We start from the raw sequence: 24546 nt of genomic DNA, 5'->3' as shown, positions 1-24546 counted from the left end.
AATTTAACTTGGCTACACTCAACCACTGTCGCCACATTGCGCGCTTTCGAGCCGCGAGCGACGAGCGAGGCGTAAAGGAGTGCGTCGCTCTGAGGTGGGTTCGTCAACGAGCGCGCCCCTGTTTGGCCGGCGCGCGCCCGCCCTCATCATTCAAAAACACTGATGATATCCATAAACTCTATTCGTTTGATTGATGGGAGCAAAACACCCATATTCTCGTCATGAAACAAGCGTCATCCGACGAGGAAAGGAACGGACATGACGACGATTACCTTCAGACACACCAAGACGCCTTCAAGCGAAGCCCACCTGCATATTGTCGACTATGCCCGCAAGCTTGTACATGCATGGCATCAGCGACAGGTTGCCCGCGACATTGAATCCATGCCTTTCGATATGCGCAAGGACATTGGCTGGCCGTCGGCGGATGACGCGGATGAACGCAAGGTCATGTAATGAATCCGACATTCCTCCCCGTGTGAAAGCGGCGCCTCGCCTTCGTGCAGCGCCGCTTTCTCCGTCTTACGGCCACCTTGTTAAATCTTGAATTTCAGACACATATATTTTCCGCAATCGCCTTTTTTGAACTTTTGAAGACAGCGATCGTCATTTGACCTTCGTCAATTTCAACAATGTCGCAAATTTGCTCTTTGCGGCCGCATTTATCCATGAGAATGTCGCTTTCAGGATATCGAAACGACGTATTCCAAGCAACGAATAGTGCATTCGACCTCGAGCACGGATTTGTCTCATGACTAAGATGTCGCATAAGCAACGCTCTCTCGTCTTCTTCATGGTTCCGCAGTTTACGATGCTGCCTTTTTCAGCGGCAATCGATACGCTGCGCATCGCCAACCGTATGCTCGGCTACCAGGCCTATACCTGGCGGCTGACCTCGGTTGATGGGCAAAAGGTCTATTCTTCCTGCGGCATCGGTATCGAGGCAAATACGTCGCTTGCGGACGAGCGCCGCAATCTCGGTGGCGAGCACCGTCCGAGCATGGTGCTGGTCTGTTCCGGCATCGATGTCGAAGACTTCAATAACAAGTCGGTCAGCGCTTGGCTGCGCGAATCCTACAATCGCGGCGTCGCCGTCGGGAGCCTCTGTACGGGCGCACATATCCTCGCCCAGGCGGGGCTGCTGAATGGCAAGCGCTGTGCGATCCATTGGGAAAACCTGCCTGGCTTCTCCGAAGCTTTTCCGCAGGCCGAGGTCTACGCCGATCTCTATGAAGTGGACAGCAATCTCTATACCTGTGCTGGCGGCACTGCTTCGCTGGATATGATGCTGAATTTAATCGGCCAGGATTTCGGCGAAACGCTGGTGAACCGGGTCTGCGAGCAGCACCTGACCGATCGCGTGCGCAGCCCCAACGATCGCCAGCGCCTGCCGCTGCGTGCGCGCCTCGGCGTCCAGAATGCCAAGGTTCTTTCCATCATCGAGCTGATGGAGGGCAACCTTTCCGAACCGCTCTCACTTCTGGAGATCGCCGATGGCGTCGACCTGTCACGCCGGCAAATCGAACGGCTGTTCCGCCAGGAAATGGGGCGCTCGCCGGCCCGTTACTATCTGGAAATAAGGCTGGATCGCGCCCGCCATCTGCTCGTGCAGTCCTCCATGCCGGTTGTTGAAGTGGCTGTCGCCTGCGGCTTCGTTTCCGCCTCGCACTTCTCCAAGTGTTATCGCGAACTCTATCATCGCTCGCCGCAACAGGAGCGTGCAGAGCGCAAGATGACGATGGCAACCGCACGCCAGGCGATTGCGGCGTGATGTCAGCCGGGGCGGCTATTGAGCCGCCTCCTCCGTCATGCGCGCGTCGGAATAGACCTGATTACGACCCTTGTGCTTGGCCATATAGAGAAACTGGTCGGCGGCATTCAGATAGTTGTCGAAGGTCTCGTAGTCGGAAATTTCGGCAACGCCGATCGACACGGTGACGGAAAGCTCTTCGTCATCCGCCATCACCTTCAGACGTGAGATATCTGACCGTATCTCGTCACACAGCTTGCTCGCGGCAATCGAACCCATCATCGGGAACAGGATCGCGAACTCCTCTCCGCCAAGGCGCGAAAGCAGGTTGTCGCCCCCCTCGAAGATCGTCCCCAGCCGATTTGCGACCGCCTTCAGCACTTCATCTCCGATCTCATGACCGTAGGTGTCGTTCAGCCGCTTGAAATGATCGATGTCCAGCACAGCAACGGCGGCCGTAGCCTTCTGACGCAGGCAGTCATTCACCAGCTTCGGCCCGAGGTCGTAGAAATAGCGGCGATTGTAGAGCCCGGTCAGATAGTCGCAGGCCGCGGCTGCCCGAAGCTGCTTCAACTGTGTCAAGGTCTCGACGTTATTGGCGATCCGGCACTGCAGTTCTTCGGCCACGAACGGCCTGTAGAGAAAATCGGATGCGCCGGCCTTCAGAAAGCTCACAGAAAGCATGCGATCGCTCGAGGATGAGACCCCGATGATCCGCAGCCTGTCCGAGCCGAAGCGCCGCCGTATCCGCCGCGTCAATTCGTAGCCGCTCATGTCGGGCATATGATGATCCGTGACCACAACCTCGATATCGTCGTAGGCTTCGAGCGCCGCGAAGGCTTCGAGCCCAGAAGCCGCTTCGACAACTACGTATTGGTGCGCTTGGAGCAGCCCGACAAGGGCCTGGCGCGCGGAATCAACATCGTCGACCACAAGAATCCGCGTTTTCCTGTTCGACAATACCCGTCTGACGCTGGCGACAACGTTATCGAGCGCGAACTCATTGTCCTTCAGCACGTAATCGATGACATTGCGTTCCATGATGCGATTGCGCGTATCGAGGTCGAAAGTGGCGGTGAAGACAATGGCCGGAATACCAGCCTGTATGGTGCAGTCGAGCGCTTCACCGTAGGGCGCGTCCGGCAGATTAAGGTCGACAATCGCCATTGTGTAATCGCCTGGCGACTGGGCGATAGTCTCGTTCAGCACTTTGAGGGAGGAGCAAGGCTTGACGTTCAGCCCGAGTTCCACATGAAGCCGGTGGCACAGAACGGCGGAAAACATGCGGGAATCTTCAACCAGGAGTACCCACTGACCACCAAAGCGTGGCCCGGCCCCATCCCGATGGAGATCCTCCTGGAACGCCATTCACCCCTATCCCCCAGAAAGCCGCAGCGGTCCGAATCGACCATCTTCTCGACTTATGTGAAGATAACTCACACAAACACGCCTGAGAAGATATCGGGACTTGGCAATACCTGAAATTGCAGAAATCTCGACCTCAAACGGGTGACAGCGCCTCCGCCTACCATCGTCGGGCGGAGGCAGCGCGTCAGGCAACGGCACGCTCCTTGCGCATCGACTGTATTTGCAGCAGCGTGTCCAGGTTCTGGTTGACGCGGCAGTAGAACTCCTCATCGATGAACGGCCGCAGCATGAAGTCGTTGCCGCCAGCCTTGAGGAAGCGCGCCGACAGCAGCCGGTTCGTCGATGACGACACCCCGATGATGCGGAGTTCATGTGAGCCGATGCTGGCGCGGATGCGCCGGGTCAGCTCGAACCCATCGATATCCGGCATGTTGTAGTCGGTGATCATCAAACCGATGTCGCGGTTCGCCTTAAGAATCTCGAGCGCCTTGGCGCCGCTGTCTGCTGTGCTGACCCGGAAATTGTAGCGCTTGAGACGGCTTGACAGCAGGGCACGAGCCGTCGGGCTGTCGTCGACGATCAGAACGTGGTGACGATGATTGGTGAGGAATCGGCAGATCGATTCCGCAAGCAGGTCGACTGCAAAGACATTGTCCTTGAGGATATAATCGACAATGTCCTTGGCCATCAGTTTGTCGCGCATGCCTTCCTGGAAGGTGCCAGTGAAGACGATGGTCGGGATGCTGAGATCGACCAGATACTCTAGGGCCTCGCCGTTCTCAGCGCCAGGCAGGTTGATGTTGGAGATGGCGAGCGTGATCGGGTCGGTCGACTTGTCGTAGGACAACTGCAGCTCTTCGAAATTCCGGCAGATTTCCACGTCGATATCGAAGAGCTCCTTCAGCCGCTTGCCTATCATCGACGTAAATACGTTCGAATCCTCGGCCAGAATAATGCGCACATCAGCGAACATGCCTCCGGAATATTGCATTCCCGAAATACCCAAAAACGCCATTTCGAAACCTTTTGATGAAACTCCTGTCCCCGGCTGAAATCGGTACAGTACCCGGTTTGAATAAGTATTAATCGACCGCCTTCGCTGACTAACAAAAAGGCGGCCGAAAGGGCCGCCCTGATATTCTTCAAAACATGCTTAAAAGACTATGCGCGCAGCGCCGCATTGTCCGGATCGAAGGGGCTCTCGCCGACGACGGTCGCGTTGTACGTCGTGCCGAGGATCTTGATCTTAAGCTTCGTGCCTTCCTTTGCGTAGTCCGGCCGCAGCATCGCCAGCGCAAGCGAACGATTGATACGGAAGCCGAACGTGCCGTTTGTCGCACGCCCGACAAGTTCGCCCGCCTCGTTGTAGATCGCTTCCGAACCGCGGGCATCGACATCGTTGCCGGTCTCGACGACGAGGGTTGCGAAGTTCCACTTCAGACCCTTGTCCTTGTAGGCCAGCAGCCCTTCGCGGCCAAGGAATTCCTTCTCTGGCTTGATGAAGCGATCGAGTGCCGATTCATAGGCGTTGTACTCGATCGACATCTCGCGCGGGATGAGGCGGTAGGACTTCTCGACCGACATCGACAGCATCGCGCGAATACCGAAGGGCTTGATACCGAATTCGGCGCCGGCTTCCATCAGCTTGTCGAAGATGTAGTTCTGCATCTCGATCGGGTGGTGCAGTTCCCAGCCTAGCTCGCCGACGAAATTGACGCGCAGCGCATGTGCGCTCGCAACGCCGATCGAAATCTCCTTGCCGGAAAGCCACGGGAAGTCCTTGTTCTCAAGGCTCGTACGCGTGAGCTTCTTGAGCAGATCACGTGACTTCGGACCGGCAAGCACGAGCACGCCGAGCCGCTGCGTGATCTGCTGCAGACGAACGGAGCCGTCGGCGGGTGCGAGCTTGCGCAGATAGTCATGGTCGTGCGCTTCATAGGCGCCCGCCGAGACAAGATAGAAGCGGTTCGGAGCCCATTCGTAGACGGTGAACTCGGCACGCACGCCGCCGTGAACTGTCAGCATATGGCAAAGAGCGATGCGGCCGCGCTTCTTCGGGATGGCGTTGGCGAAGATCGATTCCAGCCAAGCGCGCGCCCCGGGGCCGGAGACTTCCATCTTGGCGAAGGCGGACATGTCGAGCACACCGACGTTCTTGTGCACGTTCATGACTTCGTTGCCGACATGCTCGAAGTAGTTCGAGCGACGGAACGACCACCGCTCGAGGATGCGACCGTCCTCTTCCGGGTCAGAGTGATTATGGTTGGTGAGAACATCCTCACCGACGCCGATCTGATCCTTCGGCAGGTCGTAGCCTTCGGGCGCAAACCAGTTGGCGCGCTCCCAGCCGTAGACAGAACCGAAAACAGCCCCCAGCTTTTTCAGGCGGTCGTAGACTGGCGTCGTCTTCAGCGGACGGGCGCCGGCACGCTCTTCATCAGGATAGTGCATGGTGAAGACATTCGCGTAGGCCTCTTCGTTCTTGGCGATGAGGTAGCCTTCGGTCGCATAGGGACCGAAACGACGCGGATCGACGCCCATCATGTCGACGGTCGGCTCGCCATCGACGATCCATTCCGCCAACTGCCAACCGGCGCCACCGGCAGCCGTGATCCCGAAGGAGTGCCCCTCGTTGAGCCAGAAATTGCTGAGGCCCGGTGCGGGACCGACGATCGGGTTGCCATCAGGCGTATACGCGATGGCACCGTTGTACACTTTCTTGATGCCAACCTCGCCGAAGGCCGGGACGCGGGCAATGGCAGTCTCGATATGCGGCATCAGGCGATCAAGCTCTTCCTGGAAGAGTTCGTATTCGCTCTCGTCCGATGGGCCGTTGACGTAACAGACCGGTGCTCCATGTTCATATGGCCCGAGAATAAGGCCGCCGTTTTCCTCGCGCATGTACCAGGCGCTGTCGGATTCACGGAGCACGCCCATCTCCGGCAGCCCCTTGGCTTTGCGCTCGAGGATGGCCGGATGCGGCTCGGTGACGATGTACTGGTGTTCGACCGGGATGACCGGAATGTTGATTCCGACCATCTCGCCGGTCTTGCGGGCGAAGTTGCCGGTACAGCTGATGACATGCTCGGCGGTGATCTCGCCCTTGTCTGTCGTCACCTTCCACAGGCCGTCCGACTGCTGCTCGATCGCCGTGACCGTGGTGTTGCGGTAGATCGTGGCGCCGCGATCACGCGCGCCCTTGGCGAGCGCCTGCGTAAGGTCGGCGGGCTGGATATAGCCGTCGTCTGGGTGCTGGATCGCACCGAGCAGACCGTCCGTCTCGCAGAGCGGCCAGATTTCCTTGACCTGTTCCGGTGTCAGCACTTCGACCTTGACGCCGATCGTTTCAGCGATGCCGGCGTAGTACATGTACTCGTCCCAGCGATCCTTGGTGCGTGCCAGGCGGATATTGGAGACCTGGCTGAAACCGACATTCATGCCGGTCTCCTGCTGAAGCTCCTGATAAAATCGAACGGAATACTTGTGGATCTGGCCGACCGAATAGCTCATGTTGAACAGAGGCAGCAGGCCGGCGGCATGCCACGTCGAACCGGAGGTCAGTTCCTTGCGTTCGATCAGGACGACATCGTCCCAGCCCTTTTTGGCAAGGTGATAAAGCGTCGAAACGCCAACGACGCCGCCGCCGATGACCACTGCGCGCGCATGTGTCTTCATGGAGAATTACCCTCTGTTCTACTAACCTGTCCGACGAATGCCGCCGACGGAAATCGCCTTTGCGAACTATGCAGCGAGGCCGGGTTTGCCAAATGCCTGTTTACGACATGGGAAAAGCTTGCCGCGACTGCGTGCAAATAGGCAAGCCACAAAAGGCCTTTGGCCGAAAATCCGTGGACAAAAAGTTCGATCAGAGAGGACCGTCGTTCACTTTACGACGGCAGATCCCTTGATGATGTCGATTGTTTCGCCGCCATCGAGACCGATCCGATCACCGTCAGGCGCGGTGATGAAGCAGCCCGACCGGCAGAACGTCTCCGATGCGCCGGGATCGAGCACCATCTGCATCTTGTTGCCGCCCTCGGTAAGGACGATCACAACAGCGGCACTGTCGGTGTTGGTAATGGAAGCTGCGTGAGTTTGGCCTGGGGCCACGAGTGAAAGAAACAGTACGACGGCAAATCTTGCCATGCAGTGCGGCGCGGATGAAGCGCCCTCCCTTGGAGCGTCTCGGCGCTGCTGCCCCCAACAACGAAAACCCGATTGCAGGCGTTATAAAGCGACCGCTCTGAACGATCGCTGAACAACCCCTTCACCCCTTGAGATTGCCATCAGCCGCCTTGCCGCGCAACCGGCGCACCGTGCCGGCCTCCTCGCCCAGTTCGCTCGTCTCGGAAACGTCCTCGGCCGGCGGCTTGCCTGCGTTGGCCGCTGCTCCAACCTGCTCCGGCTGTCGATGGAAAACGATGTCGCTCTGCGGAAGAGGTATCTCGATACTCTCCTCCCTGAACCGCTTCAGGATCGCGATGCGGAGATCATTCCTGACCTTCAGGCCATCACCCATGTCGGCAAGCATGAAGCGAAGCTCGAAGTCGAGCGAATACGGCCCGAAGCGGAGGAATTCCACATGCGGTTCGGGATTGCGCAGGACCACGGGCACCGCGTTGACGAGCTCCAGCAGGATATCCATGACCTTCTGTGGGTCGGAATCATAGCTCACCGAGACCGGTATCTCGGAGCGTCCCATCTTGTTGCGATGGGTCCAGTTGCCGACAGACGCGTTGATCAGCTCGGAATTCGGCACGATGATCGACTGCTTGCGGAATGTCTCGATTTCGGTCGCGCGCACGGAAATCCGCTTTACGATACCTTCAGCAGCGCCGGAGACCACGTGGTCGCCAACCTTGAATGGCCGCTCGACCAGCAGGATCAGGCCGGAGACGAAGTTCGACACGATGTTCTGAAGGCCGAAACCGATACCGACCGAAAGTGCCGAGGCGACGAGTGCGAAGCTCGAGAGGTCGATGCCCGCGGCGGAAACGCCGACAATCGTCGCAAGACCAACGCCGAGATAGCCGATACCCGTCTTGACCGAGTTTCGAACGCCAAGGTCGACATGGCTGCGCGCCATGACGTTGCCGTCAAGCCAGCGCTGGATCCAGCGTGTCAGCAGGTAACCACCGGCAAAAAGCAGGATGCCGGTCATGATCCCGACCAGCGAAATGCTGATACCGCCCAGCCGGACCTCCGTGAGAAGGCGATAGGCGATGAGTTGAAGATCCTGGATGTGGAAACCCCACAGGAGCAGTACCAACGGGATCCCAACCATCAGCGCGATGGCGGAGATACACATGCCGACCAACAGTCCCGCCTGATCGATGGCGACCGGACCAAGCTTGAAGCGCTTTTGGAGGAAGCGACCAAGCGATGTCTCACCGAAGGTTTCGCTGCGCGAAATCGCCTTCCCCGACAGCAGACCAATATAGGTCGTGACGATGATTGCACCGGTGATGATCAACTGTGTTGCGACGAAGCGCGCAAGCCCGACATAGCCGGTCAACGCCGTTATGATCAGACCTGCACCCAGCACGCGCAGAATGATCGCCATGCCGCGGGGCCAATGGCGTCCCGGCGCATCGGGATCCCCGTTTCGCGCCAGCATCGGTCGGCCGAAAGAAGCTGCGATCAGGATGAAACCAATGATCAGGGCCGCGATCAGACTCTTGACGACAGTCAGGACGAGCGGAGACCCCATCGCTTCGCTGATGCTGCCGAAGAGGTAGTCAAGCGCATTGACGACCGCCATCGCAAGCAGGCAGGCGCCGATCGAGCTCGCACCGCGGTTGGAAAGCCTGACAAGACGCCAATGCGGCTCCCTCGGCGCGAACACCGCATTGGTGAAGCGCCTGACGAAATAAATCAGCCCGATCGATCCGAAGAGCGCGCCGATGATCGGCGCGATATCCGGCCTCAGAACGTTGAAACTATTGAGGAAGAAGTAAGACGTCACCAAGAGGGCAGCAAGCGCAAACGTGCGGATCAGCGTCGACCAGAAAGCGATGGAGAGACGGTTGATATAGGAGGGCTGCTCGTCCGTCTCCTTGCGCTGAAGGTAGCGACCAAAAATGCGGTAGCCGCCAGACAAGAGCACCATTGCCGTCACGAGGGACATGAAGATGGCCGCAAAGAATGCGAAAGCCTTGAACTTCAATACGAATCCCAGCCAGCTGCTCAGCGCCTGGACGAATTCCGAGCCTTCCTGGACGAAGGCGCGTGCTGCATCGTCGAGAACGGAAAACGAAATGTCGGTGCGCCGCAGCAAGGTGGCGGCAAAAAGCTGACGGCGGGTTTCGGCAATGCGGTTGCCGAGCTTGCCGATGGAGGCGGACAGGGTTTCGGCATCGCCCGTAACGGCGTTGATCTGGGCGCGCTCCGCCGTCAGGGCGTTACGCTCGGTCGTGACGATCTCCGCCTCCGCCGGCTGACCTTCCTTCGGTGGATCGCCGAGCTCGGTCAGGCGGTTTTTGATCTGGTCGAGCCGCGGTCTGAGGCCAACGGATATGTTGAGAACCGAGCGGCCAAGTTCGTCGGTCTTTCCAGCGAGAACCACCAGCGCGTCGTCATCGTCACTCTTCTGCTTGACGCCATCCTCCAGCGAAGCGAGGTCTTGCTTTGCCTTCTCGATCGCTTTTGAGGCCTGCTCGATTGAGCTGTCAGCGACAGACGCCTGCTCGGTCGCTTGCGGCGGCTGCGAGGCCTGCGGTGCGGGCGTCTGGGCGCTCGCAAGGTTCGCGCCCACGCCCGCCAGCGCTGCGACTAGGAGAATGCGAAGCAAGAGTCGTGTCGGCCGCAAAATATCCCCGCTCGGGTTTGCTGGATCAGATTGGATTCCAGCTTTTCATAAGAAAGAAAGGCGACAGAAAGGCGACGCGATCAGAAGCCGGTGCCCGGCTGCGCCAGATATTCCAGCTCTGCCGTCGTCGATTGCCGCCCGACGAGGGCGTTTCGATGTGGAAATCGACCGTACACTTCAATCACCTCCCGGTGGCGAAGCGCATAGTCGATATATTCCTCATCGCCAAGCACTCTGAACAACGCCACGGCACGCTCCTGCTCGTCCAGATCTTCGCAATGCTCGAAAGGCATGTAGAAGAACGTCCGGCATTCCGGGCTGACTTGCTGGTCCGCTCCAGCTTCCAGCGCAAGCTTTGCCTCGCGTAGCGCAAGCCCGTCGGTGGCGAATGCAAGCGGTGTCGCGCGATATATGTTGCGCGGAAACTGATCGAGCACGATCACTGCGGCAAGCCTGCTGCTCGGGGTCGAGCGCCATTCCTCCGTCACGCCACGCGAGAGTGCAAGATGGGTGTCACGGAAGCGCTGACGAATATCCCGATCAAGGTCCAACGTCGCCTTGAACCATTGATCCCGCCCACACTCTTCGAACCAGAAGTCGAAGACCTCCTGAGGCGTGCAAACATATCCGAGTTCCATGTTTCCTCCCGACAAAGGCCGACCGATTGCAAAGCGACCGACTATTTCGTGCCGATCTTGTGACCCGACACCTCGGCGCCGGCATCCGGCGCCAACTGCAGGAAGCGCAGTGACGATATGATGCCGATTGCTCCCACGACAAGAAACGCCCAGCGGAAATCGATGAGCCCCGGACCTTCGACGCTACGCAAAGCGACAGAGATGTTCAGCGTCGCCGCCGCGATCGCGACGCCAAGCAACATCGAAACTTGCTGCAGCATGCTTGAGAGCGTCGAAGCCGAACTGCGTTGTGCCGGATTGATATCGGCAAAAGCCAGGGTGTTCAGCGCAGTGAATTCCATCGACCGCGAGAGACCCGCAATCATCAGCAACGCGTAGATCATTGCGCGTGGCGTCTCGGGCACGAGAAAGCCGCAAGCCGCAATCGACAGCGCAGCAATCATCCCGTTGAAGAAGAGCACGGTGCGAAATCCAAGCTTGGCAAGCAGCGGCGTCGTCACCGCTTTCATACCGAGATTTCCAAGGAAGTAGACCAGCAGATAAGCACCCGCCTCGATCGAGCTCAATCCGAAACCGAGTTGGAAGAGGAGCGGCAAGAGGAACGGCGTGGCATTGATCGCGACACGGCTCGCCGTCCCGGCAGAAAGGGTCGCAATCGCATAAGTCTGCACCTTGAAGGCGGATAGATCGAGCAGCGGATTGCCGACCTGCAGGAAGTGTCGCGTCGCCATGACCGACAGCACAATGCCGGCCGCGAGCATCAGCAGGATCGGCAGCAGGCCACCATCCCATTTCACGGAAAGTTCGAGCGCCGCCAGCAGGAAAGTCAGCCCGCCAGCGCTGAGAGCGAACCCGAGCGCATCGAGCCGGCCGGCATTTTCTTCGCGCTGTTCCGGCACGAAGCGAAGAACCAGCGCCATGCCGAGCACCCCGATCGGAAGATTGATGAGGAAATTCCAATGCCAGCTTGCATAGGTCGTTATGAAGCTGCCAAGCAGCGGGCCGATAACGGGAGCCGTCAGCGCAGGCCAGGTGATCAGAGCGATCGCTTGTACGAGTTCCGATTTGCGAGCATTTTTCAGGACAATGATGCGGCCGACCGGCGTCATCAGTGCACTGCCCGCGCCCTGCACAGCGCGTGCCACGACAAATTCGGCAAGCCCGTCGGACAGCCCGCAGAACAGCGAGGCGATCGTGAAGACAGCAATGGACGCCATGAAGACGCGCCTTGCGCCGTATCGATCCCCAAGCCATCCCGAAAGCGGGATGAATGCCGCCATCGTCAGCATGTAGACGGTGATACCGATACTCATCGAGACCGGTTGAACCCCGAAACTCGCGGCCATCTGCGGCAGCGACGTGGTGACAATAGTGCCATCGAGAATCTGCATGAAAAACGAAACGGCAACAACCAGTGCTACGATCTTTGCCCTGCGGATGCTCTCCGCATCGTCCTTCTCTGTCGTCTGCCTAGCTGTCATTGATCTGCCGGTGTGAATTGGAAGCAATCGGATAGAACGGGCGGAAGCCGGACTCGATGCGTGCCGAACAGCACTACCGCTAGATAGGCCGATCAGCGCAACGCGGAAAGAGAAAATCCTGAAATCTCAAAGGATTTTGATCGCCGAGAGGCCGCCCAGGCACGCCGCAGGCAACTCGTTCCACGCGAAATTTCGAAGCAGAAACAATTGACAGCTACATCTTCTGCGACCACCGTGGCGCGCAGGGGCAGCGTCAACATCATTTCAGCGGCTGCGCGGTGACACCCGCCCTCCTGACACAACATCGCCTCACCATTCACGTGACCGGACTCGGAGCACAATTCGATGATCGACACGCTGCTTGTTCTCAACACCGGCTCATCGAGCCTCAAGTTTCAGATTTTCGAGGATCAGACCCTAAACGTGCTGATGAGCGGCAAGGTCACCGGCATTGGTGACACGGCTGAGATGTGTGCCAAGCTCCCCGATGGACAAGAGACGCGAACCTCCCTGCCCGCGGATACCAACCACGATTCGGCCCTCAGCGCCGTAGTAAACCTCATCGGCGGACACGACCACGCCTGGCACATAGCGGCCGTTGTGCATCGCGTCGTCCACGGCGGACAAGCTTTCGTAGAGCCTGTCATTGTCACGCCCGAGGTGATGCGTCGCCTCGAAGCGCTGATCCCGTTGGCGCCGCTTCACCAGCCGCACAACCTCGCCGGCATCACCGCTTCGGCCAGACTGGCAAGCGGTGCGCCCGATATCGCTTGCTTCGACACCGCCTTCCACGCCGGGCACGACAAATTGACCAGCAGCTTTGCCTTGCCAAGGGACATGCGCGACAAAGGCATCCGCCGTTATGGTTTCCATGGACTTTCCTACGAATGGATCTCGCAGGTGCTGTCCAAGGACTATCCGGACCTCCATGCCGGCCGCGTTGTCGTCGGCCACCTTGGCAACGGCGCCAGCCTCTGCGCGCTGAGGAACGGCATCAGCGTCGACACCACGATGAGCATGACCGCGCTCGATGGCATACCGATGGGAACGCGCAGCGGATCGATCGATCCCGGCGCCGTTCTCTATATGCTTCAGGATCTGAATCTTGACGTCGAGACGGTCCGGGATATCCTTTATGAGCGTTCCGGTCTGAGGGGATTGTCCGGCATCAGCAACGACGTCGAGACGTTGCTTCGCAGCGACGATCCGCAAGCCGCCTTTGCCCTCGAATATTTCGCTCTGAGAACGGCACAGCATGCCGCGATGATGGCCGTCTCCATGGGGGGCATCGATGCCTTTGTCTTTACCGGCGGGATCGGCGAGCACGCCGGTCCGGTCCGCGAGTCAATCCTTGGAAGGCTCCGCGTCCTCGGCGATTTCAAGACGCTCGTGATTCCGACAAACGAGGAGCGCCTCATGGCAACGCACGCCAAAAAGCTCCTCTGCTCGGCAGCCTGAGGAGGCTCCGATCAGGCCAGGGCCAGCTTGTCGATAAAGCCGCTGACCCCCTTGACGTTCTCCACCAGCACACGGATGGCGCGGCGCTCCAGTTCGCTGGATACCGTCCCTTCAAGTATTGCCCTGGAATCATGAACCGATACCTTGATCGCATCGGTGTCGAGACCAAGGTCGCCCTGCAGTCGCGCGCGAATCGCACGAGCGAGGGCATCGTCACCACTTGCCGTTCTTGCCGCCGGCGCCGCAACGATGCCCTTAAGGAGATCGATGCGGCTGACGATGCCGAGAAGGCGCTTGCCACTGACGACGGGAACGCGCTTGATCTTGTGCTGAAACATGACCTCGGCGACGGCCGCCGCCGGTGTTTCCGGCGTAACGCTGATCACGCTCGCGGACATGACGTCAAATACCCGCCAGCTGCGGCTACGGATGTAGTCGTCGAAATCGACGAGCGACGTATTATCAGGATTGCCGGCCGATCTACCACCGCCGAACTCGATGCGTCGCATGAGATCGCCCTCCGTCAACAGGCCACAAAGGTTGCCATCGTTGTCGATCACAGGCAGGCCGCTGATATCCTTGGCTACCATCAGGTCGATTGCCTGATGCACGCTGCTGTCGGCGCTGATCGTCGTGATGTCGGTGTTCATGATGTCTTGAGCAAACATGATAATCCCATTGCACTCTGGAGGAAGTCTAATGGTGCCTGTCTGATGCCTGGCGCTAACAGCGCACGCATCTGCCACGGAAAATATTGCGCAAATCAGCGCGCAAGTCGATCAGGGATCGCGATCTTAATTTCAACCTTAGAGATCAGTTTTAGATGTTGCGCAAAATAGTTGCAGTGGCATAGCGCGGACGGATCGGTCGTGAAGCGGAGGCGCTGCGCCGGATGCGGGACCTTCGCCTTTCTCCAATCGTCGGCCGGAGAGTTCAATGGCTGCTATGTGCCTCTTTCAGCCGAGAACGTTCCTGATGGCTCGCATGAAGACCCGAGAACCGGTGGCAATCAGCTCATCGGGAAAGTCGTAGTCGGGGTTGTGCAGTCGGGGATGATCCTCGCCTGCCCCGAGGAAGAACATCGCAGCCGGCGCCACGGTGCGGAACAGACCGAAGTCTTCCGACGCTTTCATCGGCAGCAGGCTGCTTGCGCTATCATGGCTGACACCCTCGTCATCCAGCGCGCGCCGCAACTCCGCAACCGCTTCGGCGGAATTGTAGCACTGGTGAAACACGTCCTCATAGCTGATCTCGACCCGTAGCTGTCCGGCCTTCGCCTGCATCAGCACAAGTTCCTCGGCGCGTGAAACCAAGGCAGTCATCGCTTCATCCGTCAGCGTCCGTAAGGTCGCCCAGATTTGCGCCTCACCGGGGCTTACGCCGAAAGCCGGCTCACCGAGACGCGCATGTGTGACCGTGATCAGCGAGTAATCCGGTCCGAGCGGCTGATTGTTGCCCAATGCCGTCAGATCACCGAGCAGCCGGGCCAGCACGAAAGTCGGTGCAATGCCCTGCTCCGGATAGGAAGCGTGCGATGTCCTGCCCTTCAGAACGATCTTCATTCCCCGCGACGCACAATTGACCGGTCCCTCCTTGAGAAGGACGTGGCCAAGCGGGATCCCCGGGAAATTGTGAAGCGAGAGCGACATATCAGGCGTCAGCGTCGCAAACTTCGGATCCGCAAGCACCGCCGCTGCGCCTGCACCGTTTTCTTCGGCCGGCTGAAACATCAGGATTGCGCGCCCTCGCGCGGGCCGCATCTGCCCGAGCCCCTTTGCGAGTGCGACCAGGATCGCCATATGGCCATCATGGCCGCACAGGTGGCCCTTGCTGGGTACGGTCGAGCGGTGTGGTATGTCGGCGATTTCCTCGATCGGCAGGCCATCCAGTTCCGCACGGATCATGATCGTAGGACCTGAAATCACCCCCTCGTAAACCGCTGCAAGGCCATGTCCGCCGATGCCTGTAATGATCTGATCGGGTCCTGTTACGCTCAGCTTTTCTGTCACCCGCAAGGCGGTTTGTGCCTCCTCCCCAGAGACTTCCGGATTGCGATGAAGTTCTCGCCGAAACATCTCGATTTCGCTGAGCTCTTCATTCGTCAAAAACATCGTCGACATCCTCGGAATACACGTGGCCTTTACTGCGCGAAACGCGCGAGGCTCGAACCTAGCCTGTCCGTTTTTCGTCGTCGATGGCGAAGTTCGCTGCATAACCCCCCGCTTTTCCGCAACTTCACATTTGTATATGTAAGTTGGTATTCACAGGAGAAGTTCATGGAAGCAGAAGACCCCGATCGGTACCGTGCTCCGGCACTGGACAAAGGGCTCGATATCCTTGAGCTATTGGCCGGCGTCGAGGAAGGGCTGACCCAAGCGGAGATCGCCAAACGCCTCGATCGCAGCCCTAACGAATTCTATCGCATGCTCGATCGCCTCGTCCGCCGCGGCTACGTGACCAAGCTTGAGGGTGATCGGTTCACCCTCACACTTAAACTCTTCGGCCTGTCCCAATTGCATGCGCCAACCCGCCGACTGGCGTCCTTCGCCACACCACTGATGCGCGACCTCGCGCAACGGACCAAGCAGGCAAACCACTTGGTTGTCTTTGACCGCGGTTCGGCCGTGGTGATCGCCCAGCACGAGGCGCCGGACTATTGGGGTATCTCGATCCGCGTCGGCTCGCATATCAGCCTTTTCGACACCGGTTCCGGCCATGTGCTTCTCGCCTTCCGAAGCGATGAAGAGCGGAAGATGATGATCGCGGAGCATGCACGCAGCCGCGAAGAGGTGAAACTCGGCCCGGAATTTTACGAGCGTCTCGCCCATATCCGCGAGCGCGGGTACGAGATGATGGCAAGCGCGCAAACTGCAGGCGTCCACAACCTTTCGGCGCCGATCCTTGGGCCAGACGGGCGCTGCATTGCAGCTCTGACCTGTCCCTATATTGCACTGGTCAATGCGCCAACTGCACCCGACATCGCCCAAGCGATCACCATGGTCCTGAAGACGGCGGGCGAGCTTTCGCTGCTGGCCGGCTCTGACGTCAGAACACCGGCATAGGCTCAAGAGCTCTTCAAGAGCGCATTTCGGCTAGTCGCTTGCCGGGGGACCGTCTTGGAGCGCTCGTCACAGCATTTTTTGAACGCGCCCCCACGCAGCTTTAAGGCCACTGTCAGCTAGCGGCCCCATTAAAAATCCTGGCGACGCTGTGCGATGCCCCCAAGCAAAACCATCATCATGGCTGGGCAGCTGCCGCAAGGCAGGCAAGCAGCAGGGGAGATGACGCATGAATGTACTATTGGTTGAGGATAACATCCTACTGGGAGACGCCGTGCGCGATCACATCGCCGCCGACGGTCATTCGGTCGATTGGTGCCTCAACCTCGCGGAAGCGACAGAAGCGGCCGGAACCGGCAGCTACGGAGTAATCCTGCTCGACCTGCGGCTACCTGATGGCAACGGCCTTACTCTGCTGAAGGCGCTTAGAAGACAAGCGAACGCCGTCCCCGTCATCATTCTGACGGCGCACGATCAGACCTCAGATCAGATCGAGGGCTTGCAAAGTGGCGCAGACGATTTCCTGGTGAAGCCCTTCGGGCTTTCCGAACTCTCCGAGCGCATGAAAGCCGCAAACCGCAAGCACTGAGAGCTGACTTGGCCGCCAGAAAGAGGCGACCGGCAGAACGCTCTCGGGTAGCTACTGTGGCAGCACAGCTGAACCCGGCTCTCTCATCACTCGACGCTCGCGACCTTATCCGTCTTCCGCCGACACGCGGCGAAAACATCCAGATGCGGATCATACACCTTGGTCGCCACGTCCATCAGCCCAAGCACGCTATGGAAGAGGTTGTCATGCGAACGGGAGCCATCCGTCTGCTTGGCCATGCAGCTGATGTCGAAGCCGGCGGACTTGGCGAGATCGTCGCCCACCCAGGCAAGGAACGGCACATGCGTCTGCTGCGACGGCGCCAGGATGTAGGGCGCACCATGCAGGTAGATGCCATTCTCACCAAGCGATTCCCCGTGATCCGACACGTAGATCGCTGCACCAGCAACTTTGTCGGCATGCTGCTTGAGCTTGTCGATGACAGCCGAAACGACGTGATCCGTGTAGAGGATCGTATTGTCGTAGGCGTTGGTGATCTCTTCGGCCGTGCAACTGCCAAAGTCATTGGCCCTGCAGTCGGGAACGAAGCGTCGGTACTCTTCGGGGTAACGAGCGAAGTAGGCTGGCCCGTGACTGCCGAGCTGGTGCAGGACCAAGACGCTGTCGCCCTTCACGTGATCGAGCCAATCGTCGACCTTGTCGAGAAGGATGGCATCGAGGCACTCACCGTCCTTGCAAAAGCGTGGATCGTTAGACTGCGGCAGCGAGGTATAGGCGACGCGGTCAGTCACGTGATAGCTGCCGGTATCGTTGTCCAGCCAGGACACGTCGACCTTGGCGTGGCTCAACACATCGACAAGGTTCTCGGTCGCGAGCCCCTTTCGATGGGTATAGGCCGTTCGCGGATAGATGGAAAACATGCAAGGAATCGAGATTGCCGTCGCGGTACCGCAGCTGCTCGTATTCGGGAAATAGATGACGTTCTGCTTTTCGAGTTCCGGATTGGTCTTGCGTTGGTAGCCCCCCAGCGAGAAATCATCGGCACGCGCCGTCTCGCCCGCGACGATAATCGTCACGCGAGGCTTGTTGAGGCCGGCAGTGTTCACCCGGTGCGCATCCGTGCCGAGCGGTGCGGCGACCACATGCGCATCCTCCTCGGACGAAACGGCAAAGCCAATGGTGCTGGTGATCGGCGCAAACGGATTTAACCTCTCGAGGATGTCCCTATGAGCCCGCCCGACGCCCGCAAAGGCCCGATAATCGCCGAATCCGACTGTGGCGAAGACCGCCAGGCAAGCCAGAATCACGCCCGTATTGTGAGCAAGCTTGGACAGCACGGGGCGATGCCGGATACGCAGCCACATGATAAGAAGCGACGGCACGATCCCAGTGAGCAGCATATGAAGCACAAAGCGCGCCGTTATCAGATGCCCCGCCTCCGCGCCCGTCGACACTGCCGCGTTGCGGATCATTTCCTTGTCCACGATCACACCGAACTGATCGGTAAACCAGGAGCCGGCAGCCGCTGCGAGCACAAAGAAGATTAAAAACGGCTTGGTGACATATTTGGCCGAGAAAGCCGTGATAATTGCCGTGCTGATCGCTGAAATGCCGATCACAAAAAGCACGAATGACAGATGATCGGCAGCGAAATCACTGTAAGCGGCGATCCAGAACGAATGATTTGTCACCAAAAGAAGGTAGAGGGTCGTCACAAGGCAAAGCGTCACGCTGCCGATTGCGGGCCGCCAGTCGATCAGGCGGGCCTTGGTGGCACTTTCTTTCAATTGGTCGTCTCCGCGTCCAGATTTGGCGTCGACGGAACCAGGATTGGATCATGGGTCGTTCATGGCCGCCGATAGTATTTGCCAGCCATGGCCGTGTTTTCTGACAGTCACCTGAACGCTTGAAGCGAAGCGTCGCAGCCGCATCTAAAGAGCGGGCATACATTGAGCGGTTCAGGCCAGCGGATTGCCGTATTGCGCGCCGGATAGCGTCCGCGACACGGCATTGCGCCAGCCGGCGATCTTCGTCTGCCGCTCGGCCTCCTCCATCGAAGGCTGGAACCGCCTGTTGCAAGCCCAGGCCTTTCCAAATTGCTCGTGGTCCGGCCAGACCGCCGCTCTCGAACCTGCGAGCCAGGCCGCGCCCAGCGCCGTTGTCTCCAGAACAGCGGACCGGTCCACCGGATTGCCGACCACATCGGAAAGGCGCTGCATCGTCCAGTCAGAGCTGGCCATGCCGCCATCGACGCGCAGGACCGTCTCGATGTGATGGCCGCCCCAATCCTTCCGCATCGCGATCAGCAGATCGAGCGTCTGGTAGGCCACGGATTCGAGCACCGCATGCGCCAATTCGGCCGGGCCGCTGTTTCGGGTCAAGCCGAAAATCGCACCCCGCGCCTCCGGATCCCAATAAGGAGCCCCGAGCCCTGTAAAGGCCGGCACCACATAGACTTGCTGATTGGGATCGGCCCGCGTCGCCAGCGTGCCGCTCTCCGATGCCTGTGAAATAAGGCCAAGCCCGTCGCGGAGCCATTGCACGGCTGCACCGGCGATGAAAATCGAGCCTTCCAACGCATAGGTCGTCTTGCCGCCGAGCCGATAGGCGATCGTCGTAATCATCCGGTTGCTGGATACCACGCAGTCCCGCCCTGTGTTCAGCAGGGCAAAGCAGCCTGTCCCATAGGTCGATTTCATCATGCCGGGCTTGAAGCAGGCATTGCCGATGGTGGCGGCCTGCTGGTCGCCGGCAACACCTAGGATTGGGATGGCTGCGCCAAAGACTTCCCGATCGGTGACGCCGAAATCGTCCGCGCAGTCCTTGACCTGCGGAAGCATGGCTGCCGGAATCCTGAGAAGGCCAAGAAGCTCCTCGTCCCACCGGCCCTCCGTTATATTGAAAAGCAGCGTTCGCGAGGCGTTGGTGGCGTCCGTGGCATGAACGCGTCCGCCGGTCAGATTGAAGATCAGCCAGCTGTCGACAGTGCCGAAACACACTTCGCCAGCCTCGGCACGCTCCCGCAATCCGTCAACATTATCGAGCAGCCAGCGCAGTTTCGTTCCGGAAAAATAAGGATCCAGTAGCAGACCCGTCTTGGCGCTGAAGAGCTTCTCGTAACCGTCAGCCTTGAGACTGTCGCAGACTTCAGCCGTGCGCCGGTCCTGCCATACGATCGCCTTGTAGAGCGCCCTGCCCGACTTTCGCTCCCAGACAACGGTCGTCTCGCGCTGGTTGGTGATACCGATTGCGGCGATATCGGCCGCTGGAACGTTGGCGTTTGCCAAAGCTTTCCGTGCCGTATTGACCACCGTGGTATAGATCTCATCCGGGTCATGCTCGACCCAACCTGGTTGGGGATAGGATTGCTTGATCTCCTCTTGTGCAGACGAAATCATCTTCATCCCGGCGTCGAAGACGATCGCGCGCGAGGACGTCGTGCCCTGGTCGATCGCGAGAATATGGCCGCTCATTGTCTTCTCCGGCGCAATAGTTCGCCCAGCCGCCGCGACTGCGCCAGCTCATGCGATAAGTCGTTCCCTAGAGGTGGTTGGTGCCGACGGCGACTTTGCGCCGTCGGCATTGCTGTTGGCCGGGCCTCGTACCCGACCAAAGGCAGCCGATCAGTTCGACTGCCAGCTCTTGACCAGTTCGTCGTAGTTGACGGTAACCGGCTTTTCCTTCTCGTTCTCGATCTTCAGCTGGGGAGCGAGGTTGCCCTTGGCGACTGCGTCCTTGTTCCAGTATTCGAGATCATGCTCTTCGGCGAGCTTCGGTCCGATATCGCCCTGAACCTTGGCGCGCTCCAGGCGTTGCAGGACCTTTTCCTGCTCGGCGCAAAGCGAATCCATGGCTTCCTGCGGGGTCTTCGCGCCCGACGACGCATCGCCGATCGCCTGCCACCAAAGCTGAGCAAGCTTCGGATAGTCAGGAACGTTCGTGCCGGTCGGCGACCACTGCACGCGGGCCGGCGAGCGGTAAAACTCGACCAGACCGCCGAGCTTCGGAGCGCGTTCGGTGAAGCTCTTGTCGCGAATGGTGGATTCGCGAATGAACGTCAGACCGACGTGGCTCTTCTTGACGTCGACCGTCTTCGAAGTGACGAACTGCGCATAGAGCCATGCAGCCTTGGCGCGATCGTCAGGCGTGGACTTCATCAGCGTCCAGGAGCCGGCATCCTGATAGCCAAGCTTCATGCCGTCCTTCCAATAGACGCCATGCGGCGACGGGGCGAAGCGCCACTTCGGCGTGCCGTCCTCGTTCACAACAGGCAGACCCGGCTTGACGAAATCGGCGGTAAAGGCCGTGTAGGTGAAGATCTGCTGTGCGATCTCACCCTGAGACGGGACCGGGCCGGACTCCGAGAAGGTCATGCCCTGGGCCGCTGCCGGAGCGTAGGCCTTCATCCAGTCCAGGTACTTCTGGATGGAATAGACCGCTGCCGGGCCGTTGGTGTCGCCGCCGCGTGCAACACACGAGCCGACCGGGCGTGAGTTCTCATCGACCTTGATACCCCACTCGTCGACCGGCTTGCCGTTCGGGATACCCTTGTCACCATTGCCTGCCATGGAGAGCCAGGCATCAGTGAAACGCCAACCGAGCGACGGGTCTTTCTTGCCATAGTCCATATGGCCGTAGACCTTCTTGCCGCCAACGTCGCGGCCGGTGAAGAACTCGGCGATGTCCTCATAGGCAGACCAGTTGACCGGAACGCCGAGATCGTAACCGTACTTCGCCTTGAAGTCGGCCTTGTTCTTCTCGTCGTTGAACCAGTCGTAGCGGAACCAATAGAGGTTCGCGAACTGCTGGTCCGGCAGCTGATAGAGCTTGCCGTCCGGAGCCGTGGTGAAGGACTTCCCAATGAAGTCGTCGATGTCGAGGTTCGGGTTGGTGACGTCCTTGCCTTCGTTGGCCATCCAGTCCGTCAGGCTGCGTGCCTGCTGGTAGCGCCAATGCGTACCGATCAGATCCGAGTCGTTGATGTAGGCGTCGTAGATGTTCTCGCCGGACTGCATCTGCGTCTGCAGCTTTTCGACGACGTCGCCTTCGCCGATCAGGTCATGCGTGACTTTGATACCGGTGATGGCCGTAAAGGCCGGCGCCAGGACCTTCGATTCATACTCATGCGTGGTGATGGTTTCGGAAACCACCTTGATATCCATGCCGGCGAACGGTTTCGCCGCATCGACGAACCATTGCATTTCCTTTTCCTGGTCGGCGCGGGGAAGCGTCGAGAGCTCGCCGACCTCCTTGTCCAAAAAAGCTTTCGCCTCGTCCATGCCGGCATAGGCGGAGCCCGCCATGGCCAGCAACATGCCTGCTGTTGTCGCTAGTAAATGCTTTCGCATAATATCCTCCCAGGGTTGCGATTGCAGTCTTCACGTTTCAGGCGGCCAGTACCCCCGGCCATCTGTCTTTCCTTGCCGTCACACGTAGCGAAAGACGCCGATGGCGTAGACTACGGAGAGGGCAAGAGCCCACCACAGGTTGGGTCCGACAAGACCCAGCCATGCGAGATGAATGAATGCCGCGCCAAGCAGCGATACGAAGAGCCGGTCTCCTCGCGTGGTTTCGAACCTGAGGATGCCCACACGCGGCGAACCGCCCGGCGCGAAATACTCCCAGACGCTCATGCCAACCAGCAGCATGAGAATCGTGAGGAAAAACAATGCGGTCGGCAGCGTCCACGCCATCCAGGAAAAGTTCATGTGTGGTCCTTCCTTGTCAGACGCGGCCGAGCGCGAAGCCCTTGGCGATGTAGTTGCGTACGAAGTAGATGACGAGCGCACCAGGAATGATGGTCAGCACACCGGCTGCCGCGAGCACCCCCCAATCCATCCCTGCAGCCGAGACGGTGCGCGTCATGATCGCGGAAATCGGCTTTGCGGCAGTGGTTGTCAGCGTGCGGGCAAGCAGCAGTTCCACCCACGAGAACATGAAGCAGAAGAAGGCCGCGACACCGATGCCTGAGGCAATCAGCGGCATGAAGATCTTCACGAAGAAACGCGGGAAGGAATAGCCGTCAATATAGGCCGTCTCGTCGATCTCCTTCGGCACGCCCGACATGAAACCTTCCAGGATCCAGACCGCCAGCGGCACGTTGAACAGGCAGTGGGCGAGTGCCACCGCGATGTGAGTGTCGATAAGGCCGAAGGCGGAGTAGAGCTGGAAGAACGGCAGCGCGAAGACCGCCGGTGGTGCCATACGGTTCGTCAGCAGCCAGAAGAACAGATGCTTGTCGCCCAGAAACCGATAGCGCGAGAAGGCGTAGGCCGCCGGCAGCGCCGCCAGGACTGAGATCACCGTATTCATCACGACGTAGATGATCGAATTAATGTAGCCATTGTACCAGGACGGATCGGTGAAGATCACGCTGTAGTTGCGCAGCGTCGGGTTCTGCGGCCAGAGCGAAAAGGCGCCCGTAATCTCGGCGTTCTCCTTGAAGCTCATATTGATCAGCCAGTAGATCGGCAGCAGCAGGAAGATGATGTAGATCGTCGAAACGACCCAGGAGAAGTTGCCCGCAGGCTTGTATTTCATTGTCTGAGCCATGGTCCTCTCCTTTCTCATGCGTTCGCGTCGCTGCTGGTCATGACGGTGTAGAAGATCCACGACAGCAACAGGATGATCAGGAAATAGATGATCGACATTGCCGCTGCGGGACCGAGGTCGAACTGGCCGACGGCCATCTTCACCAGGTCGATCGACAGGAACGTGGTCGAGTTGCCAGGGCCACCGCCGGTGACGACGAAAGGCTCCGTGTAGATCATGAAGCTGTCCATGAAACGCAGCAGCACGGCGATGAGCAAGACGCGCTTCATCTTCGGCAGCTGGATGTAGCGGAAAACGGACCAGCGCGACGCGCCGTCGATCTTTGCCGCCTGATAGTAAGCGTCCGGGATCGAAACGAGGCCGGCATAGCAGAGCAGCACGACGAGGCTTGTCCAATGCCAGACGTCCATGACGATGATGGTGATCCACGCATCAAGGGGGTCGCGGACATAATTGTAGTCAAACCCCATAGCCTCAAGCGTATGACCAAGCAGGCCGATGTCGACACGACCGAAAACCTGCCAGATCGTGCCGACCACGTTCCACGGAATGAGCAGCGGCAGCGCCATCAGCACGAGGCAAACCGGCACGCCGATCCCCTTCTTCGGCATGTTGAGCGCGATGAAGATGCCGAGCGGGATCTGCAACGCCAGAATAATCAGCGAAAAAACCAGGTTGCGCTGCAACGCTGCCCAGAAGCGGTCGGAGTGAAGCGTCTGCACGAACCAGTCCGTACCCGCCCAGAAGAACTCGTTGTTACCGAACGTGTCCTGCACCGAGTAGTTCACAACGGTCATCAGCGGAATGACGGCCGAGAAGGCAACCAATACCAGAACCGGCAGAACCAGAAACCAGGCTTTGTTGTTCCAGGTCTTTTCCATG

The 24546-nt window shown here is 59.1% G+C and carries 20 protein-coding genes; 5 read left to right on the top strand and 15 right to left on the bottom strand.

From position 1 onward, the window contains the following. Positions 1 to 258 precede the first annotated feature (258 nt). Both K9B32_RS01250 and K9B32_RS01245 read left to right on the top strand, forming a co-directional pair. The gene (locus K9B32_RS01250) at positions 259 to 456 is read left to right on the top strand and encodes a hypothetical protein (protein WP_224560099.1); all 198 of its coding nucleotides are present in this window, start codon (positions 259 to 261) and stop codon (positions 454 to 456) included. Positions 457 to 751: 295 nt separating this feature from the next. Next, entirely contained in the window at positions 752 to 1771 is a 1020-nt protein-coding gene (locus K9B32_RS01245) for a GlxA family transcriptional regulator (protein WP_224560098.1), read from the top strand. Positions 1772 to 1786: 15 nt separating this feature from the next. Here the strand turns inward: K9B32_RS01245 and K9B32_RS01240 are convergent, their stop codons facing one another. The 7 genes from K9B32_RS01240 to K9B32_RS01210 form a co-directional block, all read right to left on the bottom strand. Further along, positions 1787 to 3118, bottom strand: coding sequence for a diguanylate cyclase (locus K9B32_RS01240; protein WP_224560097.1), 1332 nt, complete (start codon positions 3116 to 3118; stop codon positions 1787 to 1789). Positions 3119 to 3302: 184 nt separating this feature from the next. Next, a complete protein-coding gene (locus K9B32_RS01235) occupies positions 3303 to 4133 on the bottom strand; it encodes a response regulator (protein WP_224560096.1) in 831 nt (276 codons plus the stop codon). 146 nt (positions 4134 to 4279) lie between these two features. Further along, positions 4280 to 6793, bottom strand: coding sequence for an FAD-dependent oxidoreductase (locus K9B32_RS01230; protein ID WP_224560095.1), 2514 nt, complete (start codon positions 6791 to 6793; stop codon positions 4280 to 4282). 207 nt (positions 6794 to 7000) lie between these two features. Continuing rightward, positions 7001 to 7264 carry a hypothetical protein gene (locus K9B32_RS01225; protein ID WP_224560094.1) on the bottom strand — a complete coding sequence of 88 codons (264 nt, stop codon included), beginning with the start codon at positions 7262 to 7264 and terminating at the stop codon, positions 7001 to 7003. 121 nt (positions 7265 to 7385) lie between these two features. Then, positions 7386 to 9926: a mechanosensitive ion channel family protein gene (locus tag K9B32_RS01220; protein ID WP_224560093.1), complete on the bottom strand. Its 2541-nt coding sequence runs from the start codon at positions 9924 to 9926 to the stop codon at positions 7386 to 7388. 80 nt (positions 9927 to 10006) lie between these two features. Further along, complete coding sequence (locus tag K9B32_RS01215) at positions 10007 to 10564, bottom strand: DUF924 family protein (protein ID WP_224560092.1); 558 nt, start codon at positions 10562 to 10564, stop codon at positions 10007 to 10009. Positions 10565 to 10605: 41 nt separating this feature from the next. Next, complete coding sequence (locus K9B32_RS01210; protein WP_224560091.1) at positions 10606 to 12045, bottom strand: MFS transporter; 1440 nt, start codon at positions 12043 to 12045, stop codon at positions 10606 to 10608. A 345-nt stretch (positions 12046 to 12390) separates the two neighbouring features. Here K9B32_RS01210 and K9B32_RS01205 point away from each other — a divergent pair, with 345 nt between their 5' ends. Then, on the top strand, positions 12391 to 13503 hold the full coding sequence (locus K9B32_RS01205; RefSeq protein ID WP_224560090.1) for an acetate/propionate family kinase: 1113 nt from the start codon (positions 12391 to 12393) through the stop codon (positions 13501 to 13503). 11 nt (positions 13504 to 13514) lie between these two features. On the opposite strand, the gene K9B32_RS01200 is transcribed toward K9B32_RS01205, so the two are convergent. Both K9B32_RS01200 and K9B32_RS01195 read right to left on the bottom strand, forming a co-directional pair. Further along, complete coding sequence (locus K9B32_RS01200; RefSeq protein WP_224560089.1) at positions 13515 to 14171, bottom strand: CBS domain-containing protein; 657 nt, start codon at positions 14169 to 14171, stop codon at positions 13515 to 13517. A 288-nt stretch (positions 14172 to 14459) separates the two neighbouring features. Continuing rightward, on the bottom strand, positions 14460 to 15614 hold the full coding sequence (locus K9B32_RS01195) for an amidohydrolase (RefSeq protein WP_224560088.1): 1155 nt from the start codon (positions 15612 to 15614) through the stop codon (positions 14460 to 14462). Between the two features lie 165 nt (positions 15615 to 15779). Between K9B32_RS01195 and K9B32_RS01190 the strand changes: the two genes are divergently transcribed. Both K9B32_RS01190 and K9B32_RS01185 read left to right on the top strand, forming a co-directional pair. Then, entirely contained in the window at positions 15780 to 16565 is a 786-nt protein-coding gene (locus tag K9B32_RS01190; RefSeq protein WP_224560087.1) for an IclR family transcriptional regulator, read from the top strand. A gap of 226 nt (positions 16566 to 16791) precedes the next feature. Further along, on the top strand, positions 16792 to 17151 hold the full coding sequence (locus K9B32_RS01185) for a response regulator (protein WP_007788424.1): 360 nt from the start codon (positions 16792 to 16794) through the stop codon (positions 17149 to 17151). 86 nt (positions 17152 to 17237) lie between these two features. Here the strand turns inward: K9B32_RS01185 and K9B32_RS01180 are convergent, their stop codons facing one another. The 6 genes from K9B32_RS01180 to K9B32_RS01155 all read right to left on the bottom strand — a co-directional run bounded on the left by K9B32_RS01180 (position 17238) and on the right by K9B32_RS01155 (position 24545). Further along, entirely contained in the window at positions 17238 to 18899 is a 1662-nt protein-coding gene (locus tag K9B32_RS01180) for a phosphoethanolamine transferase (RefSeq protein ID WP_224560086.1), read from the bottom strand. 171 nt (positions 18900 to 19070) lie between these two features. Then, the gene (glpK, locus tag K9B32_RS01175; RefSeq protein WP_224560085.1) at positions 19071 to 20585 is read right to left on the bottom strand and encodes a glycerol kinase GlpK; all 1515 of its coding nucleotides are present in this window, start codon (positions 20583 to 20585) and stop codon (positions 19071 to 19073) included. Between the two features lie 150 nt (positions 20586 to 20735). Further along, positions 20736 to 22460 carry an ABC transporter substrate-binding protein gene (locus tag K9B32_RS01170; RefSeq protein ID WP_007788432.1) on the bottom strand — a complete coding sequence of 575 codons (1725 nt, stop codon included), beginning with the start codon at positions 22458 to 22460 and terminating at the stop codon, positions 20736 to 20738. Positions 22461 to 22538: 78 nt separating this feature from the next. Further along, positions 22539 to 22820, bottom strand: a complete 282-nt coding sequence (locus K9B32_RS01165; RefSeq protein ID WP_007788434.1) for a DUF2160 domain-containing protein — start codon at positions 22818 to 22820, stop codon at positions 22539 to 22541. 16 nt (positions 22821 to 22836) lie between these two features. Then, positions 22837 to 23664: a carbohydrate ABC transporter permease gene (locus K9B32_RS01160; RefSeq protein WP_007788435.1), complete on the bottom strand. Its 828-nt coding sequence runs from the start codon at positions 23662 to 23664 to the stop codon at positions 22837 to 22839. Positions 23665 to 23678: 14 nt separating this feature from the next. Beyond that, the gene (locus K9B32_RS01155) at positions 23679 to 24545 is read right to left on the bottom strand and encodes a carbohydrate ABC transporter permease (RefSeq protein ID WP_224560084.1); all 867 of its coding nucleotides are present in this window, start codon (positions 24543 to 24545) and stop codon (positions 23679 to 23681) included. Position 24546: the final 1 nt, after the last annotated feature.

It is taken from the genome of Rhizobium sp. 3T7 (assembly GCF_020166565.1).
Lineage (GTDB): Bacteria > Pseudomonadota > Alphaproteobacteria > Rhizobiales > Rhizobiaceae > Rhizobium.
Note: the sequence above shows the minus strand (reverse complement) of the source record. Positions and strands in the feature narration are given on the sequence as shown.

Coding starts and splice junctions, on each gene's coding strand:
- K9B32_RS01235 (WP_224560096.1), bottom strand. CDS start 4,133: ATGGCGTTTTTGGGTATTTCGGGAATGCAATATTCCGGAGGCATGTTC.
- K9B32_RS01190 (WP_224560087.1), top strand. CDS start 15,780: ATGGAAGCAGAAGACCCCGATCGGTACCGTGCTCCGGCACTGGACAAA.
- K9B32_RS01250 (WP_224560099.1), top strand. CDS start 259: ATGACGACGATTACCTTCAGACACACCAAGACGCCTTCAAGCGAAGCC.
- K9B32_RS01215 (WP_224560092.1), bottom strand. CDS start 10,564: ATGGAACTCGGATATGTTTGCACGCCTCAGGAGGTCTTCGACTTCTGG.
- K9B32_RS01155 (WP_224560084.1), bottom strand. CDS start 24,545: ATGGAAAAGACCTGGAACAACAAAGCCTGGTTTCTGGTTCTGCCGGTT.
- K9B32_RS01160 (WP_007788435.1), bottom strand. CDS start 23,664: ATGGCTCAGACAATGAAATACAAGCCTGCGGGCAACTTCTCCTGGGTC.
- K9B32_RS01165 (WP_007788434.1), bottom strand. CDS start 22,820: ATGAACTTTTCCTGGATGGCGTGGACGCTGCCGACCGCATTGTTTTTC.
- K9B32_RS01205 (WP_224560090.1), top strand. CDS start 12,391: ATGATCGACACGCTGCTTGTTCTCAACACCGGCTCATCGAGCCTCAAG.
- K9B32_RS01210 (WP_224560091.1), bottom strand. CDS start 12,045: ATGACAGCTAGGCAGACGACAGAGAAGGACGATGCGGAGAGCATCCGC.
- K9B32_RS01195 (WP_224560088.1), bottom strand. CDS start 15,614: ATGTTTTTGACGAATGAAGAGCTCAGCGAAATCGAGATGTTTCGGCGA.
- K9B32_RS01170 (WP_007788432.1), bottom strand. CDS start 22,460: ATGCGAAAGCATTTACTAGCGACAACAGCAGGCATGTTGCTGGCCATG.
- K9B32_RS01225 (WP_224560094.1), bottom strand. CDS start 7,264: ATGGCAAGATTTGCCGTCGTACTGTTTCTTTCACTCGTGGCCCCAGGC.
- K9B32_RS01240 (WP_224560097.1), bottom strand. CDS start 3,118: ATGGCGTTCCAGGAGGATCTCCATCGGGATGGGGCCGGGCCACGCTTT.
- K9B32_RS01185 (WP_007788424.1), top strand. CDS start 16,792: ATGAATGTACTATTGGTTGAGGATAACATCCTACTGGGAGACGCCGTG.
- glpK (WP_224560085.1), bottom strand. CDS start 20,585: ATGAGCGGCCATATTCTCGCGATCGACCAGGGCACGACGTCCTCGCGC.
- K9B32_RS01245 (WP_224560098.1), top strand. CDS start 752: ATGACTAAGATGTCGCATAAGCAACGCTCTCTCGTCTTCTTCATGGTT.
- K9B32_RS01200 (WP_224560089.1), bottom strand. CDS start 14,171: ATGTTTGCTCAAGACATCATGAACACCGACATCACGACGATCAGCGCC.
- K9B32_RS01230 (WP_224560095.1), bottom strand. CDS start 6,793: ATGAAGACACATGCGCGCGCAGTGGTCATCGGCGGCGGCGTCGTTGGC.